Genomic DNA, 17,846 nt, shown 5'->3' with positions numbered 1-17,846 from the left:
GTCCACCGAGCTGGCGTTCTGGACCGCGCTCGCCTCCACCGCGATCGGCACCGCCGCCTCCCTCGCGCTGGTGCGGGGGCGCTTCCGCGGCCGCGACCTGCTCAACGCCTTCGTGACCTCGCCGCTGCTGCTGCCCCAGATCCTCACCGGCGTCGCCCTGCTGCAGTTCTACACGCTGCTCAAGATGCACGCCTCCTACGGCGCGATGCTCATCGGCCACATCGTGGTCACCACCCCCTACGTGATCCGCACCGTCACCGCGACCCTGACCCACTTCGACATGGCCCTGGAGGAAGCGGCCCAGAACCTGGGCGCGCACCCGGTGCGCGCGTTCTTCGAGGTCACCCTGGGCGTGATCAAGCCGGGCGTGGTGGCGGGCGCGATCTTCGCCTTCGCCATCTCCTTCGACAACTTCACCCTGTCGCTCTTCCTGACCAGCTCGAAGCTGACCCCCCTGCCCATCGAGCTGTTCGCCTATCTCAAATACTCCTTCGATCCCACCGCGGCCGCGGTCTCCGCCTTCGCGATCGGGGTGGCCCTGGTGCTCGTCCTGGGCATCGCGCGCTTCATGGGCCTCGAGGAGTTCACCGGATTCTGACGAGGCGAGCTCATCGATGAGACCGATCACCGCCGACGAGATCGAGAGCCTCGCCATCGGCGCCTGGATCCTCGGCACCGGCGGCGGGGGCAGCCCGTACCTGGCCCTGCTCAACATGCGTCAGCTCTACAAGCGGGGCGTGGTGTGCCGCCTCATGGATGCCTCCGAGCTGGACGACGACGACCTGGTCGCGGTGGTCTCCAACATGGGCGCGCCCCTCGTCGGACAGGAGCGCCTCACCGACCCGAAGACGATGGCGCTCGCGGTCACCATGATGGAGGAGTACCTGGGCCGGAAGTTCCGCGCCCTGATGTCGCTCGAGATCGGCGGCGGCAACTCCATCCAGCCGTTCATGGGCGCCGCGATGCTCGACCTGCCCGTGATCGACGGCGACTGCATGGGGCGCGCCTTCCCCGAGGCCCAGATGACCAGCTTCGCCATCCACGACCTGCGCATGTATCCGCTGACGCTCGCCGACGTGCGCGACAACGCGGTGGTGGTGGCGCGGGCCGCCTCCTGGAAGTGGATGGAGCGCATCAGCCGCAAGGCCTGCGTGGAGGTCGGCTCGATCGCGTCGACCTGCAAGGCCCCGCGCACCGGCAAGGAGATCAAGGAGTGCGCGATCCTCGGCTCCACCACCAAGGCCATCGGCATCGGGCGCGCGGTGCAGGCGGCCCGGCGGGCGCACCGCGATCCGATCGACGCGGTGCTCGAGGTCGCCGCCGGGATCAAGATCTTCAGCGGGAAGATCCACGACATCGCGCGCCGCACCACCGAGGGCTTCCTGCGCGGCACCGCGACCATCGAAGGCCTCGACCAATTCCGAGGCCACCGCTTCCGGCTTGCCTTCCAGAACGAGTTCGCGGTGGGCTGGCTCGACGACGTGCCCCGGGTGATGACGCCCGACCTGATCTGCGTGCTCGACACCGTCTCCGGCGACGCGATCGGCACCGAGACGCTGCGCTACGGCCAGCGGGTGACCGTCGTCGCCCTGCCCGCCCCGCCGATCCTGCTCACCCCGAAGGGCATCGAGCACGTGGGCCCGCGGGCCTTCGGCTACGATCTCGACTTCCGCTCGGTGTTTGCGTGAGACGGCGCATCGGCATCGACGTGGGCGGCACCAACACCGACGCGGTCCTGCTGGAGGACAGCGCGGTCGCCGCCGCGGTCAAGACGCCGACCACGCCGGACGTCACCGGTGGCATCACCCGCGCGCTCGCCGGCCTGGTGCAGCAGGCGCCGGAGGCCCGCAAGGCCGACGCGGTGATGATCGGCACCACCCACTTCACCAACGCGGTGGTGCAGCGGCGGGACCTCGGCCGCGTCGCCGCGGTGCGCATCGGCCTGCCCTCGGGCGCCTCGCTGCCGCCCTTCGTGGACTGGCCGGAGGACCTGGCCGGGATCGTCCGTGCCGAGGTGGTGATGCTGGAAGGCGGCCACGAGTTCGACGGCCGGCCGCTCGTCCCGTTCGACACGCGCGGCATGCGCGCGGCCGCGCGACGGATCCGCGACGCGGGCATCCGCTCCGTCGCCATCGCCGCGGTGTTCTCCCCGCTCAACGCGTCGGGTGAAGACGAGGCCGCGGCGGTCCTGAGAGAGGAATGCCCCGACGTCGCGATCACGCTGTCGCACCGGCTCGGCCGCATCGGCCTGCTCGAGCGCGAGAACGCGGCCCTGCTCAACGCCTGCCTGATCGAGCTGGCGCGCAAGACCACCCGCGCCTTCACGGCGGCCCTGGGGGCCAGCGGCATCGCGGCGCCGCTCTACCTCACCCAGAACGACGGCACCGTCATGCTGGCCGAGGTCGCGGAGGCGTACCCGGTCTACTCCTTCGCGTCGGGGCCCACCAACTCGATGCGGGGCGCCGCGTTTCTCTCCAAGCGCGACGAGGCGCTCGTGGTGGACGTGGGCGGCACCACTACCGACATCGGCAGCCTGCGCCACGGCTTCCCCCGCGAGGCCAACAGCGTCGTCGAGATCGGCGGCGTGCGCACGCTGTTCCGGATGCCCGATCTGCTCTCGCTGGGGCTGGGCGGGGGCACCCGCGTGTCGCCGGCCGGCACGACGCTCGCCATCGGGCCGGCCAGCGTCGGCTATCGACTCACCGAGCAGGCCCTCGTGTTCGGCGGCGACGTGCTCACCGTGACCGACGTCGCGGTGGCGGCCGGGCTCATCGATCTGGGCGACCGATCCCGCGTGTCGGGGCTTCCCACCTCACTCGTGGAGCAGGCGCTCATCCGCATTCGCGCCATGATCGAGGAGGGCGTCGACCGCATGAAGACCGACGCGGGCGACGCGCCGCTGATCGCGGTCGGCGGGGGCTCGTTCCTGGTCCCGCCGCGCCTGGCCGGCGTCTCCGAGGTCCTGAACGTGCCCCACCAGGCGGTGGCCAACGCGGTCGGGGCCGCGATCGCGCAGGTGAGCGGCGAGGTGGACCAGATCTTCCAGGACCTCAGCCGCGACGAGGCCATCGCCCGCGCCCGGCGCGCCGCCGAGGACAAGGCGGTCGCCGCCGGCGCGGACCGGGCCACCATCAACGTGGTGGAGATCGAGGACCTGCCGCTGGCCTACCTCCCCGGCAACTCGCTCCGCACCCGCGTCCGCGTCGTCGGCGAGATCGGCCAGGGCGGGCTCGCCCGAGACTGAGCGGCACGGCCGTCGACGACGCGCGACGACAGGCGCCGCGCTCGACGAGCTTCGGGAGGCCGGGAGCTATGGTGCATCGCCGAGCTGCTGCGGCTGAAGGCCGACGTGCTCCTGCGGGCTCGAGGCGCACGGGCTGTCGCCGCGGCCGAGGAGCACTTCCGCCGGGGGCTGGACTGGGCCCGCCGGCAAGACGTCTTGTCGCTGGAGCTGCGGTGCGCGGTGAGCCTGGCTCGGCTCCGGCACGGGCAGGGCCGTGACGGGGAGGCCCGCGATCTCCTGGCGCCGGTCTACCGCCGGTTCACCGAGGGCTTCGACACCGCCGAGCGGCAGGCCGCGAAGGGACTCCTCGACGTCCTCGGCGAGACCCGCCGTGATACAGTATGGCCGTAGCGTGACCCCGTGCGGAGGAGCCCATGAGCGACGAGCTGATGACCAAGGTGCAGGACCTGATCGAGAACATGATCAATCCGGCGGTCGCCGGCCACGGTGGATTCGTGCAGCTGGTGGACGTCAAGGACAACAAGGTCTACTTGCAGATGGGAGGCGGTTGTCAGGGCTGCGGAGCCGCCGACGTCACGCTCAAGCAGGGGATCGAGCGGCTGATCAAGGAGGAGCTCCCCGAGGTCGAGGAAGTGCTGGACACCACGGATCACGCCTCGGGCGAGAACCCCTACTACCAGCCGACGAAGTAGCCGCCCCTAGGCTCCCTCTCCCCCCTGGGGAGAGGGCCGGGGCGAGGGGCGCGCCGCGGTCAGCCGCGCCGAGACCCGCCGCGCCCAGCCCACCGCGCGGATCACCATCAGCACGATGAACGCCGCCGCGTAGTAGTACGGGTCCGGGTTCGCCTTCTTGGCGAGCCACAGATAGTGCAGCACCGCGCACACCCCGATCACGTACACCAGCCGGTGCAGCCACTGCCACCGCGCGCCGCCCAGACGGCGGATCGCCCCCGCGGTCGAGGTGACCGCGAGCGGGATCATCAAGAGCAGCGCGGTCATGCCCACCGTGATGTAGGGACGCTTGACGATGTCGGCGCCCATCTGTCGCCAGTCGAAGAAGTGGTCGAGCACGAGCCAGACCGAGAAGTGCAGCGAGGCGTAGAAGAACGCGAAGAGGCCGAGGAGCCGCCGCAGCGTCACCGGCCACGACCAGTGGAACAGGATCCGCAGCGGGGTCATGGCGAGGCTGGCGAGCAGGATGCGCAGCGTCCAGTCACCGAGCCAGTTGGTGATGAAGCTGATCGGGTTCGCGGTGAGGTCACCGGTGTAGACCCGGTAGCCGAGCGCGGCCAGCGGGGCCAGGCACGCGACCCACGCGACGACCTTCAGCGCGACGCGGGCGCGCCGGATCACCTCAGTACTGCTTCTTGAGATCCATCCCGGTGTAGAGGGAAGCGACCTGGTCGTAGCCGTTGAACATGAGGGTCTCGCGCCGGCGGAACTCGCCGATGCGCCGCTCGGTCGCCTGGCTCCAGCGCGGATGGTCCACCTTCGGATTGACGTTGGAGTAGAAGCCGTACTCCTGCGGGGCTGCCTTGTTCCACGCCGTCTTCGGCTCGTCGGCGGTGAAGCGGATGCGCACGATCGACTTGGCGCTCTTGAAGCCGTACTTCCAGGGCACCACCACGCGGATCGGCGCCCCGTTCTGGTTCGGCAGCACCTGCCCGTACATGCCGACGGTGATCAGCGTCAGCGGATGCAGCGCCTCGTCGAGGCGCAGTCCCTCGGTGTAGGGCCAGTCGAGGCCGCCGAAGTTGAAGATCCCCTTCTTCTGGCCGGGGAACTGGGCGGGGTCCACCAGGGTCGAGAACTCCACGTACTTGGCCGAGCCGGTGGGCTCCGCCCGCTTGATGAGATCGGAGAGCGGAAAGCCGATCCAGGGAATCACCATGGACCAGCCCTCGACGCAGCGCATGCGGTAGACCCGCTCCTCGAGCGGAGCCATCTTCAGCACGTCGTCGAGGTCGAACGTCTTCGGCTTCTGCACGAGGCCGTCGACCTGCACCTTCCACGGCCGCGGCTTGAACGAGCCGGCGAGCTGCGAGGGATCTTCCTTGTTCACCCCGAACTCGTAGAAATTGTTGTAGGTGGTCGCGTCCTGGAACTTCGTCATCGCATCGGGCAGGTCGAATGCTCGGTTGCGCGTCGCCGCGAGCGGCTGACCGGCCGCCGGCGGCGCGGCCGCCTCGGCCCCGATCGGCGCGAAGGCCAGCGCGGCCGCGCCCACCATGAAAGCGCGCCGGCTCAGATAGAGCGCCTGGTCCGTGATCTCCCCGCTCCGGATGTCGCCGCCTCGCTTGATCAGCATGTCGTCACCGTCCTCCGTGTCGCAAAGTGTATCAGCGCCGGCGGGGGCGATGTCACAGGCGTGTGAATCCAGCCCCACCGGATGCGGTCGGCGCGCGGCCATCCCCCAGCGCTGGCGGGCCTTATTTCTGCGGGCTTCGCCGACGCCCCCTCCTAAGATGAGCAGGCCGACCATGTGGATCCGGGCGCGCCTCACCGCGGTCGCGACGGGCCTGATGCTCTCGGGCTGCGCGACGGCCCCCGACGGGTCCTACTACGCGGCGCCCACCGATCCGAGCACCGTCGTGATGTCGCAGATCTTGTATCGCGCCGCCGCGGCGGGCGGCGACGACCCGCAGCGCTACAGCTTCGCGTTCATCAAGAGCCCGACCGCGGCGGCCTACAGCGATGAGGACGCGACCTTCTACTTCACCGACGGCCTGGCGCGTCAGCCTCGGCCGATCGTCGAGGCGGCGCTGGCGCACGAGGTGGCCCACGAGATCCTCGGCCACGTCGGCTCGCGTCGCAAGCTATCCCTGGCCCTGACCGCGAGCTTCAGCGCGGCCGGCCTCTTCGCGCCCGGCGCGGGCATGCTCGACTTCCTGGTCAACCCGCTCGTCGTGCGGGCATTCGGCCGTCAGCAGGAGCTGCAGGCCGATCAGAAGGCCGTCGAGATCCTGCGCGCGATGGGCCATGCCTCGCCGCGACGCCTGCTCGCCGCCGCGCTGCAGACGCTCGCCGCGCACACCCCGAAGGAGCGCGAGGGGCTCGAGGGATTGCTGGCGACCCATCCCGCGCTCGACGAGCGGGTGGCGGCGCTCGGGCCGCTCGAGGCGCCGGCCGGGACAACGACCCCGGTGGCGCGGGTGAAGCGGGTCAGGTGACCGAGACGGGCCGGGTGCCCGCGATCATGTCGGAGAGGCTGCGGCGCTCGCGCGTGAAGAGCACCGGCAGCTCGCCGAGCCCCAGCGTCAGCACGCACAGGCCGCCGCCGATCACGCGCAGCAGCGCGCGGCCGTAGCCGGTCGGCCCCCCGTTCCGGCGCACCACCGCGATGCCGAGCAGCATCTTGCCCAGGGTCTGTCCGCATCCGCCGACCAGCACGGTGTGATAGACCACGTGCAGCGTCAGCGCGAGCCCGAAGAGCATCGCGCACAGGAGCGCGAGATCGAGCAGGGCGAGCGGATGGCGTCGCCACGGCAGCACCGCGACCAGCAGCCACATGGCCGCGAGGGCCCAGAGGGCCAGGCCGAGGGCCGCGTCGGTGAGGGCGGCCGCCAGGAGACGCCAGCGCGCGGCCGGGGTTGCGCCGCTACGATTCACTGTCCCTCTTGGTCCTGTCGCCGTACACGCGCCGGTACTCCTCCCAGGAGAGCATCACCCGCTTCACGAACGCGCGCGTCTCGTTGTACGGGATCTGATCCACCCACACCTCGAGGTCGTCCGTGCGACGGCTCGTCCACCACTCGCGCACGCGCGTGGGGCCGGCATTGTACGCCGCGGCGGCCAGCCGGGCGTCGCCGAACTCGCGCATGAGGCCGGCCAGGAACGTGCTGCCCAGCTCCAGGTTGACCACCGGCTGGTCGAGCACCTCGGCGTCGGGGAACGGGATCTGTCGCGATTGGGCGACCGCGCGGCCGGTATCGGGCATGAGCTGCATGAGCCCGCGCGCGCCGACCCGCGACCGCGCGCCGGGATGGAACGACGACTCCTCCCGCACGACCGCCGCCACCAGGTACGGATCCACCGAGGCCCGATCCGCCGCGGTGGTCAGCGCCTCCTTCCAGCCGAGCGGATAGAACATCTCCTGGAACTCGCGCGGCGTCGGCGCGGCGCTGCGGGCGACGCCGAGGAAGTAGCGCCGCAGGATGCGCAGGGCCATGTGGTACCGCTCTTCCCCCACGTAGGCGGCGGAGAGCGCGTACAGACGCCTGGGCTCCGCCACCGAGGTGCGGGTGATCTCGTCCATCTCCTCGTCGGCGTACTGGCGCAGTCCGACGCCGCGCAGCGCCTCGGCCCGGGCGAAGCGCGCGTCCCCCTGCAGCGCCTCGAGCGGATCGGCCGGGAACGCGAAGGCCGCCGCGCCGGGCGCGACGGCGGGCACCCGCTTGGCGGCCAGGACGCCGTAGTAGGTCCGCGGCGCATCCCGCACGAGCTGGGTGAAGAGCCGGTTGGCCTGGTCGCGGTCGCCCCGACGCTCCCACGCCCGGCCCAGCCAGTAGGTGGTCGCCTCGCGCAGGCTCTGGCCGCCCTTCGCAGTATGCAACCGTCCCCATCGGGAAGTCGTCTCGGTGTTGTTGTTCCGGAACCACGACATCCAGCCGAGACGCCACAGGGCGTAGGCCGCCTCGTCGTCGTCCGGATAGTCCGTCATCAACTTGACGTAGGCCTTCTCCGCGTCGGCCGGCTTTCCAGCCGCCTCGGAGATCTCGGCCTTGAGCCGCAAGGCGTCCGGCGCGTCCTGGCTCCTGGGATAGTCGCGCACCAGCCGGTCCAGGGTGGCGATCGCCGCGTCGCGATCCCGGCGCTGGCGGAGACGGCCGACGTCGAGCAGCCAGACCGCGCGGCGCTCGGTCGGTACGATCGAGAGCGCCTCGTTGGCGGCGGCCATCGCGGCATCATCGCGCCCCGCCCGGCGCGAGGCGTTCATGACGACCCGCAGGGCGCGCTCGCGCGTCTCGACCGCGGGTTTCTCGGCCAGCACCGCCTCAGCCTCGGTGCGGGCCCGATCGAGCAAGCCCGCACTCAGCAGCCGGTCGGCCCGCGCGGCCCGCTCGGCCGGCGTGCGGACCGGGATGGTCACACCCGCGTCGGCCAGGGCCTTGAGCTGGCGCTCGGCGACGTCGCCGTACGATGCGGGCGACTGGAGCCAGAGCGCCGAGAAGACGCGCGCGGCCTCCGTCTGGTCGCCCGCTCCGATCAGCGCCTCGCCCAGCGCGTAGCGGGTCCGCGTCGCGTCGGGATGGTCGGGATACTGCGAGAGCACCCGCCGGAGCAGCGCCACCGCCCCGCTTGGATCGCCGGCCGCGCTGAGCACGCCGGCCGCCCGCACCAGCGCCGACGCGGTCAAACCGGTCTCGGGCTTTCGGTCCGCGGCCTGCGCGATCAGCAGCCGCGCGCCCGCGGCATCGCCCTGCCGCTGGAGGCTCTCGGCCTGCAACAGCAGCGCATAGTCCTCGAGCGGTGTTCCCGCCCACGCCGGATCGCCGAATTCCCTGGCCGCGGTCGGCCAGTCCCCCGCCTGCTGCGCGGCGAGGGCCGCGACGAAGCGGTCCCGCAGGTCGGGGCCCACCCCCGCCGGCGCCACTCCCAGCAGCACGATCGACACGAGACAGGCTGCTGCCGCCCACCGCCTCATGACTCTGCAGTGTACCCCAGCGTGGCTCGCGGAATCAGTGCAGGCGGGACCGCTCGGAGAATCCTGCTGTCCCACCGCACGCCGATCCGCCGAAGACCCTGTTACGGACGCGACCAAGTTAACCAAGGTTCAACTAGGGCGATCATTCGATCAATTGGTCCGCTCGGATCAAGAGCGTTTGTGGGATCGTCAAGCCGAGGGTCTTGGCGGTCTTGAGGTTGATCATGAGCTCAAACTTCGTCGGTCGCTCCACCGGGAGATCGCCGGGCTTGGCGCCTTTGAGAATCCTGTCCACGAGAAGGGCCCCGTGTCGGTACATTTCGGGCAAGTTCACACCGTAGGCCATCAGACCACCAGCCTGCGCGAGCTCCCGAACGCCGTACATCGTCGGAATTCGGTACTTCGCCGCGAGGTCGATGATCCGTGCCCGGTGAGCCAGGAACATCCCGTCCGGAGGGACGGTGAGACCTTGCAGGCGCTCTCGGGCCATCGCCGAAAAAGCACCATCGAGCTCATGGGGATCTCGCACCCCTATCGGGTGCAGCTGCACCTTGAGCCCCGAGGCTGCGGCTTCGATCACTTTCAAACTCGGTTCATGTATCGGGTTGGCGGGATTCCAGAGGGCACCAACGCGAGCGGCTTCGGGGACGGCCTCTTTGAGGATCTCGAGACGCTTCGCGTTCAACTCCAGACCTGCCAGGTGTGTCCACCCGGTGATGTTGCCGCCGGGACGCGACAGACGAGGGACGAGTCCGCTCCCAACCGGATCGGCGACAAACCCGATAACGATCGGGATCGTCGTTGTCGCCTGCTTGGCCGCCAGGGCCGCGGGTGTGGCCGAGGCGAAGATGAGGTGAACCTTGAGACGCACGAGGTCAGCAGCGAACGCGGGAAGCCGGTCCTGCTTTCCCTCCGCGTAGCGAACGTCAATGGCGATGTTCTCGCCCTCGTGCCAGCCGAGCTCGCGAAGCCCTCGACGGAATGCCTCCAGGTGCGGCGTACCAGGGGCCGCCGATCCGAATTCTAGATACCCCACCCGCACCATCTTCGAGGGCTGCTGCGCCTCAGCAGCAGGAACCAACGCGAGTACGCTCAGACCGAGAAGACCGCCGATGATCCTCTTGCGAATTGTCCCGCTCCTCCCCGGAACTATCCCTCGGGATCGTGCCCGAACCTGAAACGGTCGCCTCTCCGACGGCAGTCCCGAAAGCCTAACGCGCACGTTGACCGGCCGCGGCGATCGAAGGCGAGCCAGCGGTCCGGTCGAACGTGAACTTAGACCTCGCGCCGACCACTTGGCCTGCTGAGTTCACATGACACCCCTCACGGTCCCGTGCCCGGTTACCTTGCCACCGTCTAGTGCAGGGCGTCCTCGCGCGCGGCCACCGCGCGCCGGGTGTAGAGGATGCGCTGGAGCGCGGTCAGGTTGGTGAGGATCGCGAGCACCACGAGCGCGGGGGTGAGCAGGTTGAACGTGAGCCCGGCGATCAGGAGGATCAGCCGCTCCGGGCGCTCCATGAGCCCGATCTCGCAGGACACGCCGATGGACTGCGCGCGAGCCTTCGTGTAGCTGACCATGACCGTGCCGACCAGGGTGACCAGGGTCAGGCAGACGCCCGGGGTGTCGGCCAGCCGCTCGTAGTAGAGCACGCCGCCCAGCAGGATCATCTGGTCGGAGTAGCGGTCCACCACCGAATCGAGGAACGCGCCGAAGGCGCTCACGCTGTTGGCCAGCCGCGCCAGCGCCCCGTCGAAGAAATCACACAGCCCGGCCACCACCAGCAGGAACGCGGCGAGGCGCAGCCGACCCTGGGCCATGGCGCAGGCGGCGCCGATGCTGACCCCGAGCCCGACCACCGTGAGGTGATTCGGTCGGAGGCGCGCCCGGAGCAGCGCCCGCGCCACCGGATCCGCGAGCCGCGCCAGCGGCGTCTTGTAGTGGCTGAGCATCTAGAGCGGTTTCAACAAGGCGTCTTCTAGGCTCTCGCGCACCCGGGCCATCGCCGCCTCGTCCTCGAGGCGGCGACCCTGGCGGTCGGTCACGTAGAAGGTATCGTAGGCCTGATCGATCTCGGTGGCGATGCGGGCGCTCCGGATGTCGAGCCCCTGGGCCGAGAGCGTCCGCGTGATCACGTAGAGCAGCCCCACGCGGTCGGGGCACTTCACCTCCAGCACCGTCGAGCTGTCGGAGAGCTGGTTATCGAGCGAGATCTTGGGCGGACCGGCCACCGCGGCCTCGCCGCCCGGATGCAGGCTCCGCCGTCGCGCCAGCAGCTCCTCGACGCTCACCTCGCCGCGCAGCACGCGCCGCAGCGCCTCCAGCGTGCGGCGCCAGCGCGCCTCCTCGGTGACCGCCTCGCCGAAGGGATCGTTCACCTGGAAGGTGTCGATGACGATGCCGTCGGCGCGCGTGTGGATCTGGGCGGAGAGGATGTTGATCCCCTGCGCGGCCAGGGTCCCCGCGATGAGCGAGAAGAGGCCCGGGACGTCGGCGGTGGCGATCACCAGCTCGGAGGAGCCGAGGTCCGGATGGTGGAACAGCTCGGTGGCGAGCACGCCCTGCTCGGCGAGGCGGTCGAGCAGCCGCAGGTGTGCCGCGATGCGCTGGGGCGCGGTGGTGGCGAGGTAGCGCTCGGAGAGCAGGGCCAGGTGCGCGGCCAGCGCGGTGCGCGCGACGTCGCCGCGCATCGCCTCGCTCACCCGCTGCGCCACCGCCTCGCGCTTGGGCCGCTCGCGCTGGCCCCCGGTGAGCCGTCCGAGGGTGCGCGCGTAGAGGTCCCAGAGGATCTGAGCCTGCCAGCCGGTCATGACCCCGGGGCCCACCGCGCGCATGTCCGCGCAGGTGAGCAGGTAGAGCATGCGCAGGCGCTCGGGGGTCTTGCACACTTCGGCCAGCGACTCGATCGTCTTCGGGTCGTCGATGTCCCGCCGCTGCGCGATGTGCGACATCGTCAGGTGGTGGGCCACCAGGAAGACGACCTTGTCGGCGTCGTCGGCCGACATGCCCAGGCGCGCGGTGAGCGCCTCGATCAGCGGGATGCCCTTGGCCACGTGGCCGTGGCCCTTCCCCTTGCCGATGTCGTGCAGCAGCATGCCCATCATGAGCAGGCCGGGCCGCTCCACCTCGCTCACCACCTGCGCGTTGCCCTCGGAGTCCGCGGACTGGCCGGGGGCGAGCGCTTCCAGGTTCTGCACCGCGAGCAGCGAGTGCTGGTCGGCGGTGAACCGGTGGTAGACGTCGTACTGCACGAGGCAGGTCAGCGCGCCCCATTCCGGCAGGTAGCGGCCGAGCACGCCCAGCTCGTGCATCTCGCGGAAGGTCTGGGCCGCGCGGCCCCAGTTCCGGCAGATCCCGAGGAAGAGATCGCGCGCCTCGGGGGAGGCGCGGAATTGATCGTCGATGAGGTCCAGCGAGTCCTCGACCGCCCGCTCGACGTCGATGCCCAGCTCGAAGCCGAGCTGGTGGCGGTGCCAGAAGACGTTGAGGAGGCGCATGGGGTCCTCGCGGAACGCGCGGCCGTCGGGCTGGGCCAGGTGCAGCTGCTCGCCGAGGACGATGAGCCCGTCGGCGAGCGCTTCCTGGCGCGCGCGGCGCTGGACGCCGGCCCGGCGCGAGAGCGTCTCGCGGCAGCGGGCGATCAGGCGCCGCGACACGCGATGGATCACCCGCGCGTGCAGGTAGTAGTCGCGCATGAACTTCTCGACGGGCAGCGACAGCTCGTCGGGGGCATAGCCGAAGTTCTTGGCGATCTGCGGCTGGATGTCGCGCGAGAGCACGTCGTTCTTGTGGCCGGAGAGGAAGTGCAGCTCGTTGCGCACGCGCCAGAGGAAGGTCAGCGCCTCGTCGGCCGCCTTCTGCTCCCGCTCGGTGATGAGCCGCTTGTCCGCCAGCTCCCGAAGCGTCCGCGTGCCGAACTTGGTCGAGGCCAGCCACATCGCGGTGTGGATGTCGCGCAGCCCGCCCGCCGATTCCTTCACGTTCGGCTCTCCCATGTAGGGCGAGCCGCCGAACTTGCGGTAGCGCTGGTCGCGCTCGGTGAGCGTCGTCTCCAGGAACTGGTTGAAGTCCTTCTGGTAGACGTTCTCGGCCAGGACTTTCCGGAAGCGGTTGAACAGGCGGCGGTCGCCCACCAGGAAGCGCGCCTGTTGCATGGAGGTGCGGCTCGGGAAATCGGTGCGCGCCATCGCCAGGCAGTCGGGCAGGCTCCGCACCGCGTGCCCGACCTGCAGGCCCAGGTCCCAGAGCGCATAGAGAATGCCCTGGGTGACCCGCTGCACGTAGGTTCCCATCTCGCCGTCGTAGATCAGCAGGAGGTCGAGATCCGACAGCGGATGCAGCTCGCCGCGGCCGTAGCCGCCGAGCGCCACCAGGACCACCGGACTCGGCGTGAAGCCCTCGCGTCGGGCGTCGTCCACCGCCAGCCGGTACAGGGTGGCCAGGAAGCCATCCATGAACGCCGCGTACGCCTGCACCGACTGCTGGCCGGACGCGCCGCCCAGGTGCGCGGCGCGGAGGAAGTCGACGTTGGAGGACAGGTGCTGGCGCAGGATCTCCAGTCTCAACCGGCGCCGGCGCTCGGCGAGCTCGGCCGCGCCGCCGTCGCATCCCTTGTCGGCCTGCGCCTCGACCCGGCGAACCTGTCGAAGCAGTTCCGCAGACATGGCGAAACGGTAGCGTGGACCGACAAGAAAGTCAAACTTGGCGCCAACTTGTATCGCAGTAACTCCCGCGGTTAGAATGGCGCCCTATGCGACGGCTGTGGCGGAGCGTGCTGGACCGCGTGGCGCCCTACGACGCGGGCAAGTCCCTGGAGGCGCTGGCGCGAGAGCTGGGCATCGAGTCGGTGCTGCGCCTGTCGTCGAACGAGAACCCGGTCGGGCCATCGCCGCGGGTGATCGAGGCCATCCGGCGCGAGGCGCCCCGCGCGCATCTCTACCCCGACGGCGGGTGCACCGAGCTCCGCCAGGCCCTGGGCGCGTGGCTCGGCATCTCCGCTGACTCCATCGTCGTCGGCAACGGCGCCGACGAGCTGCTGGCCATGCTGGCGCGCGCCGCGTTCGAGCCGGGCGGCGAGGTCCTGATGCCGCACCCGGCGTTCGAGCCCTACGGCACCGAGGCGACGCTCTCGGGCGCCACCGTGGTCACCAGCCCGCTCAAGGGCTACGACCAGGATCTCGACGACATGCTCCGCCGCGTGACCCCGCGGACGACGTGCGTCATCCTCTGCACCCCGCACAACCCGACGGCCACCATCATCCGGAATGCGCCGCTGGAGCGATTCCTCACCGCGCTGGGCGACGACCCGCCGCTGGTCCTGCTCGACGAGGCCTATCGCGACTTCTGCGACGACCCGGACACCCCGGACGGCATCGCGCTGCAGCGCCGCTTCCCGACCCTCATCTCGCTGCGCACGTTCTCGAAGATCGCGGGGCTGGCGGGCATGCGGGTGGGCTACACGATCGCGCGGCCGGAGCACATCGAGCGGCTGAATCGAGTGCGGGCGCCCTTCAACGTCAACCGGCTCGCCCAGGTCGCGGCGGTGGCCGCGCTCGCCGATCCCGAGCATCTCGAGCGCACCCGGACCCTGGTGCTGGCCGAGCGCCCCCGGCTCGAGGCCGCGCTGGCCCAGCGCGGGGCGCCGTCACCGCCGTCTCAGGCCAACTTCATCCTGCCGAAGGTGGGCGAGCGGGCCGGCGCGGTGCGGGCCGCCCTGCTGAAGGCGGGCATCCTGGTGCGAGACGGCGCCGGCGTGGGCTTCCCCGGCCACCTGCGCATCGCGATCGGCACCGCCGAGCAGAACCGGCGGCTGCTCGACGCGTGGGACGCGGCGGTCTGCAGGTCGACCGCTCGGACGTAGGGCCTAGGGACGCGGTTCGCGGCCGCCGCGTGAGCGCAGCTGGCGCTCCAGCTGGGCGATGCGCTGCTTGGCGGCGGCGCCCTCGGTGCGGAGCTTCTCGGCCTCGACGTAAACCTTCTTCAGCTCCGCCGAGAGGCGGTCGGCCCGGTCGCGATTCTCGATCCACTTACCCCACAGGGTCACGCTCAGCACCACGAGCAGCAGGCACGAGGCGATCAGCGCCCAGGGGCGACGCGGCTTGTGCCGGCGTCCCACCCGGGCGTGCGGCACGGCGGATGCGGGAAGGGTGGTCCCCTCAGGTTTCATGGCGCGAAGCCTACACCCGCCGTCGCTCGCGGCCAAAGGTTTGCGCTATGATCCCGATCGTGAGCCGGACCGCATTCGCACTCCTGGCGGTCGTCCTCCTCCTGACGGGTCGGGCCGCGCGGCCGATCTGCTAGAGTGACGGACGTGCCGACCGGATTGCTCCCGCGCTTCTTCGAGGCGGTGACCCGGCGGGCGTTCGGGGATCTGTCGATCGACGACGCGCCGGCCCTCCGCTACCTGACCGATCTCCTGACCCGCTTCGTCCGCTCCGAGGCCCTGCGAGCCATCCGCGAGCTGCCAGGCCGGCGCCTGGAGTCGGTGACCGATTCGCTGCTGGCCATCCAGGACGTGTGGGCGACCGATTCGCCCGACTTCAGTCCGGGTGCCGAGCGCGCGCTGCGCCGTCAGGTCGGCGACTACACCCTGTTCATGACCGGCATCTTCCGCGATCACGTGGACCGCCTCGCGGTCACCGCGTACTACGAGCAGGAGGGTCGCCGCGCCTATCGCTTCGTGGCCGAGATGGCGCGGGCGCGCTCCGAGGCGGAGGCACCGCTCTACCGCCGCCTCTCGGACCGCTTCGAGATGTACGCCGGCGCGCTCACCTATGCGCGCAAGGTCTACTTCCGCGCCGACGCGGTACCGCCCGCGGCCTGGCCCGCCGACCCCCTCGTCCGCACGCTCTTCGTCGGATGACCGCGGCCGCTCCGCACGCCGAGGCGGCGGCCTGCCTGGCCGCCCTCGAGGCCGCGCTGGGCGGCGGGCCGCTTCCCGCGCTCGACCCGGTGAGTCCGGCCGCGCTCGACGAGGCGCTCCGCGCGCTGACCCGGCAGCACGGCGCCGCGTCGCTGCCGCTGCTCGAGCGCCTGGCCGACCGCGCGGCCGACAAGGCGCAGCGGCGCGCGGCCCGCCGCGCCCTGTACCGGCTGGCGCAATCGGGCGTGCGCCCGGCGCGCGCGGCCACGCCCGCGCCGGCCCGCCCGGTCGTCACGCGCGAGGCCGAGCACGCGGTGCGGGCCTGGCTCTCGGGCATCGACGGCAGCGGCTCGCGTGCGGTGTGGATCCTCTTCGAGGGCGGGTTCGGCGGCGGCCTGCGGCTCTGCTCGCTGATCCTCAACGACGAGGCCGGCGTCATGGACGCGGCGGGCGGCCCGATCGCGCGCAAGCGGCTCGAGGCCGAGCTCCGAGCGCTGCGCGAGAGCCAGAAGCTGCCGTGGGTCGAGGTCGACGGCCGGCGCGCGTGCGCCCTCGTCTCCGACGCGCTGGCCCTGCACGAGCGGCTCGGCACGGTGCCGCCGCCCGAGTTCGCGCGCTGGAAGAAGCTCGTGCTCGGCGAGGCGCAGCCGCAGGCGAGCCGAGCGGATAAACAAGAGATGCTCACCGGTGCATCGGTGCCAACGGCCGACCCCGCCCTTCTCGAGCAGTCCTCCACCCTGCTCGAGCTTCCCGAGCTCATGGGCTGGTTCGTGGATCCGGCGCGCGTGCAGCACGAGGCGCTGGCGCTGCTGCAGACGCGCGAGAGCCGCCTGGTGGTCTCCGAGCAGATCAAGGCGGAGCGCGAGGTGAGCATCGTGGACGGCGTGATCGAGGCGCAGCTGCCGCCCGCGGCCCGGCGGCGCTGGGCCGGCCGCCTTCGCGAGATGGCCGACATCTTCGCGATGACCGGCCGCAATGAAGCCGCCGCGATTGCCCGCGCGACCGCTGCGGCCGTCGCCGACCTCGAGCGCCCGGCCATCGCCATCCCGTTCGTCCGCGCCCTGGCCGCGCGGGGCCTCGAGATGGCCACCGAGGTCGCGCTGGGCCGCGCGCGTCTCGACGACGTCAGCCGCGCGCCGGCGCGGCGCACCCGCCCGTGATCCCCGGTCTGCGCGTCGGCCACGCCACCGACGCGGATGGGCTCACCGGCTGCACCGTGGCGCTGAGCGACGCGCCGGCGGTCGGCGGCGTGGAGATCCGCGGCTGGGCCGCCGGCGTGCACGGGCTCGAGTTCCTCGACGCGCGCCATCTGGTGCCGACCCTCGACGGCGTCATGCTGGCCGGGGGCAGCGCCTTCGGCCTCGAGGCGATCTGGGGCGTGATGCAGTATCTCGAGGAGCGCGGCGTCGGCTTCCGCACGAGCCACACCGCGGTGCCCCACGTGGCCGGCGCCATCGTCTACGACCTCGGCCTCGGCGATGCGCGCGCGCGCCCCGATCGCGCCATGGGGTATCGCGCGGCGGCGGCGGCGCGACCGGGGCCGGTCGCCGAGGGCAACCTCGGCGCGGGCACCGGCGCGACGGTGGGCAAGCTCAACGGCATGGCGCGCGCCACCAAGGGCGGGCTCGGCTGCGCGGTGACCGAGCGTGACGGCGTGCACGTGGGCGCGCTCATGGTGGTCAACGCGGTCGGCGACGTGCGCGACCCCGAGACCGGCCGCCTCATCGCCGGCTCGCGGGATGCGCCCGACGGCCGCCGCCTGATCGACACCGCGGCGGCCCTGGCCGCCGGCGCGCCCCGCCCGGTCTTCCGACCCACCAACACCACCATCGGCCTGGTCGCCACCACCGCCGCGCTCGACAAGGCGCAGGCCGCACGGCTGGCGGCGCTGGCGATGGACGGATACCGGCACGCCCTGTCGCCCCCGCACCTGGACACCGACGGCGACGCGCTCTTCGCGCTCTCGGTGGGCCCCGCGCGAGGCGACGTGGAGACGCTGGGCCGGCTGGCCGCGGATCTGGTCGCGCGGGCGATCGTGCGGGCGGTGCGGGCGGCGGCGCCGGCCGGCGGCCTGCCGGCCGCGCGCGATCTGCAGTAGC

18 protein-coding genes are annotated in these 17,846 nt (G+C 71.3%); 10 read left to right on the top strand and 8 right to left on the bottom strand.

The window, feature by feature from the left end; genetic code table 11:
* The 5 genes from VKN16_12970 to VKN16_12950 form a co-directional block, all read left to right on the top strand.
* On the top strand, positions 1–598 hold a 598-nt coding region (locus tag VKN16_12970), incomplete at its 5' end, for an ABC transporter permease (protein ID HME95116.1).
* A gap of 16 nt (positions 599–614) precedes the next feature.
* Positions 615–1,688: a DUF917 domain-containing protein gene (locus VKN16_12965; GenBank protein HME95115.1), complete on the top strand. Its 1,074-nt coding sequence runs from the start codon at positions 615–617 to the stop codon at positions 1,686–1,688.
* A complete protein-coding gene (locus VKN16_12960) occupies positions 1,685–3,244 on the top strand; it encodes a hydantoinase/oxoprolinase family protein (GenBank protein HME95114.1) in 1,560 nt (519 codons plus the stop codon). Before VKN16_12965 ends, VKN16_12960 begins: the two co-directional genes overlap by 4 nt.
* 105 nt (positions 3,245–3,349) lie before the next feature.
* On the top strand, positions 3,350–3,634 hold the full coding sequence (locus tag VKN16_12955; protein ID HME95113.1) for a hypothetical protein: 285 nt from the start codon (positions 3,350–3,352) through the stop codon (positions 3,632–3,634).
* 23 nt (positions 3,635–3,657) lie between these two features.
* Positions 3,658–3,936: a NifU family protein gene (locus VKN16_12950; protein HME95112.1), complete on the top strand. Its 279-nt coding sequence runs from the start codon at positions 3,658–3,660 to the stop codon at positions 3,934–3,936.
* Between the two features lie 6 nt (positions 3,937–3,942).
* Here the strand turns inward: VKN16_12950 and VKN16_12945 are convergent, their stop codons facing one another.
* Positions 3,943–4,596 carry a protein-methionine-sulfoxide reductase heme-binding subunit MsrQ gene (locus VKN16_12945; protein ID HME95111.1) on the bottom strand — a complete coding sequence of 218 codons (654 nt, stop codon included), beginning with the start codon at positions 4,594–4,596 and terminating at the stop codon, positions 3,943–3,945.
* Between the two features lies 1 nt (position 4,597).
* On the bottom strand, positions 4,598–5,551 hold the full coding sequence (msrP, locus tag VKN16_12940) for a protein-methionine-sulfoxide reductase catalytic subunit MsrP (protein HME95110.1): 954 nt from the start codon (positions 5,549–5,551) through the stop codon (positions 4,598–4,600).
* A 172-nt stretch (positions 5,552–5,723) separates the two neighbouring features.
* Between msrP and VKN16_12935 the strand changes: the two genes are divergently transcribed.
* Complete coding sequence (locus VKN16_12935) at positions 5,724–6,413, top strand: M48 family metalloprotease (GenBank protein HME95109.1); 690 nt, start codon at positions 5,724–5,726, stop codon at positions 6,411–6,413.
* Here VKN16_12935 and VKN16_12930 read toward each other — a convergent pair.
* From VKN16_12930 to glnD, 5 genes are all read right to left on the bottom strand, one after another.
* A complete protein-coding gene (locus VKN16_12930; GenBank protein ID HME95108.1) occupies positions 6,406–6,852 on the bottom strand; it encodes an RDD family protein in 447 nt (148 codons plus the stop codon). The genes VKN16_12935 and VKN16_12930 overlap by 8 nt on opposite strands.
* Complete coding sequence (locus VKN16_12925) at positions 6,842–8,857, bottom strand: transglycosylase SLT domain-containing protein (protein ID HME95107.1); 2,016 nt, start codon at positions 8,855–8,857, stop codon at positions 6,842–6,844. Before VKN16_12925 ends, VKN16_12930 begins: the two co-directional genes overlap by 11 nt.
* Positions 8,858–9,029: 172 nt before the next feature.
* A complete protein-coding gene (locus tag VKN16_12920) occupies positions 9,030–9,932 on the bottom strand; it encodes an ABC transporter substrate-binding protein (protein HME95106.1) in 903 nt (300 codons plus the stop codon).
* A 311-nt stretch (positions 9,933–10,243) separates the two neighbouring features.
* Positions 10,244–10,837, bottom strand: a complete 594-nt coding sequence (locus tag VKN16_12915; GenBank protein HME95105.1) for a CDP-alcohol phosphatidyltransferase family protein — start codon at positions 10,835–10,837, stop codon at positions 10,244–10,246.
* Positions 10,838–13,549 carry a [protein-PII] uridylyltransferase gene (gene glnD, locus VKN16_12910; GenBank protein HME95104.1) on the bottom strand — a complete coding sequence of 904 codons (2,712 nt, stop codon included), beginning with the start codon at positions 13,547–13,549 and terminating at the stop codon, positions 10,838–10,840.
* Between the two features lie 86 nt (positions 13,550–13,635).
* Between glnD and hisC the strand changes: the two genes are divergently transcribed.
* On the top strand, positions 13,636–14,745 hold the full coding sequence (hisC, locus tag VKN16_12905; GenBank protein ID HME95103.1) for a histidinol-phosphate transaminase: 1,110 nt from the start codon (positions 13,636–13,638) through the stop codon (positions 14,743–14,745).
* 3 nt (positions 14,746–14,748) lie between these two features.
* Here the strand turns inward: hisC and VKN16_12900 are convergent, their stop codons facing one another.
* Positions 14,749–15,051 carry a hypothetical protein gene (locus VKN16_12900; protein ID HME95102.1) on the bottom strand — a complete coding sequence of 101 codons (303 nt, stop codon included), beginning with the start codon at positions 15,049–15,051 and terminating at the stop codon, positions 14,749–14,751.
* Between the two features lie 135 nt (positions 15,052–15,186).
* On the opposite strand from VKN16_12900, the gene VKN16_12895 reads away from it, so the two are divergent.
* From VKN16_12895 to VKN16_12885, 3 genes are read left to right on the top strand one after another with little or no spacing between them, the layout of a single operon-like run.
* Positions 15,187–15,747 carry a hypothetical protein gene (locus VKN16_12895; protein HME95101.1) on the top strand — a complete coding sequence of 187 codons (561 nt, stop codon included), beginning with the start codon at positions 15,187–15,189 and terminating at the stop codon, positions 15,745–15,747.
* On the top strand, positions 15,744–16,907 hold the full coding sequence (locus tag VKN16_12890) for a hypothetical protein (GenBank protein ID HME95100.1): 1,164 nt from the start codon (positions 15,744–15,746) through the stop codon (positions 16,905–16,907). Before VKN16_12895 ends, VKN16_12890 begins: the two co-directional genes overlap by 4 nt.
* Complete coding sequence (locus VKN16_12885; protein ID HME95099.1) at positions 16,904–17,845, top strand: P1 family peptidase; 942 nt, start codon at positions 16,904–16,906, stop codon at positions 17,843–17,845. Before VKN16_12890 ends, VKN16_12885 begins: the two co-directional genes overlap by 4 nt.
* Position 17,846: the final 1 nt, after the last annotated feature.

It is taken from the genome of Candidatus Methylomirabilota bacterium (assembly GCA_035315345.1).
GTDB lineage: Bacteria > Methylomirabilota > Methylomirabilia > Rokubacteriales > CSP1-6 > CAMLFJ01.
Note: the sequence above shows the minus strand (reverse complement) of the source record. Positions and strands in the feature narration are given on the sequence as shown.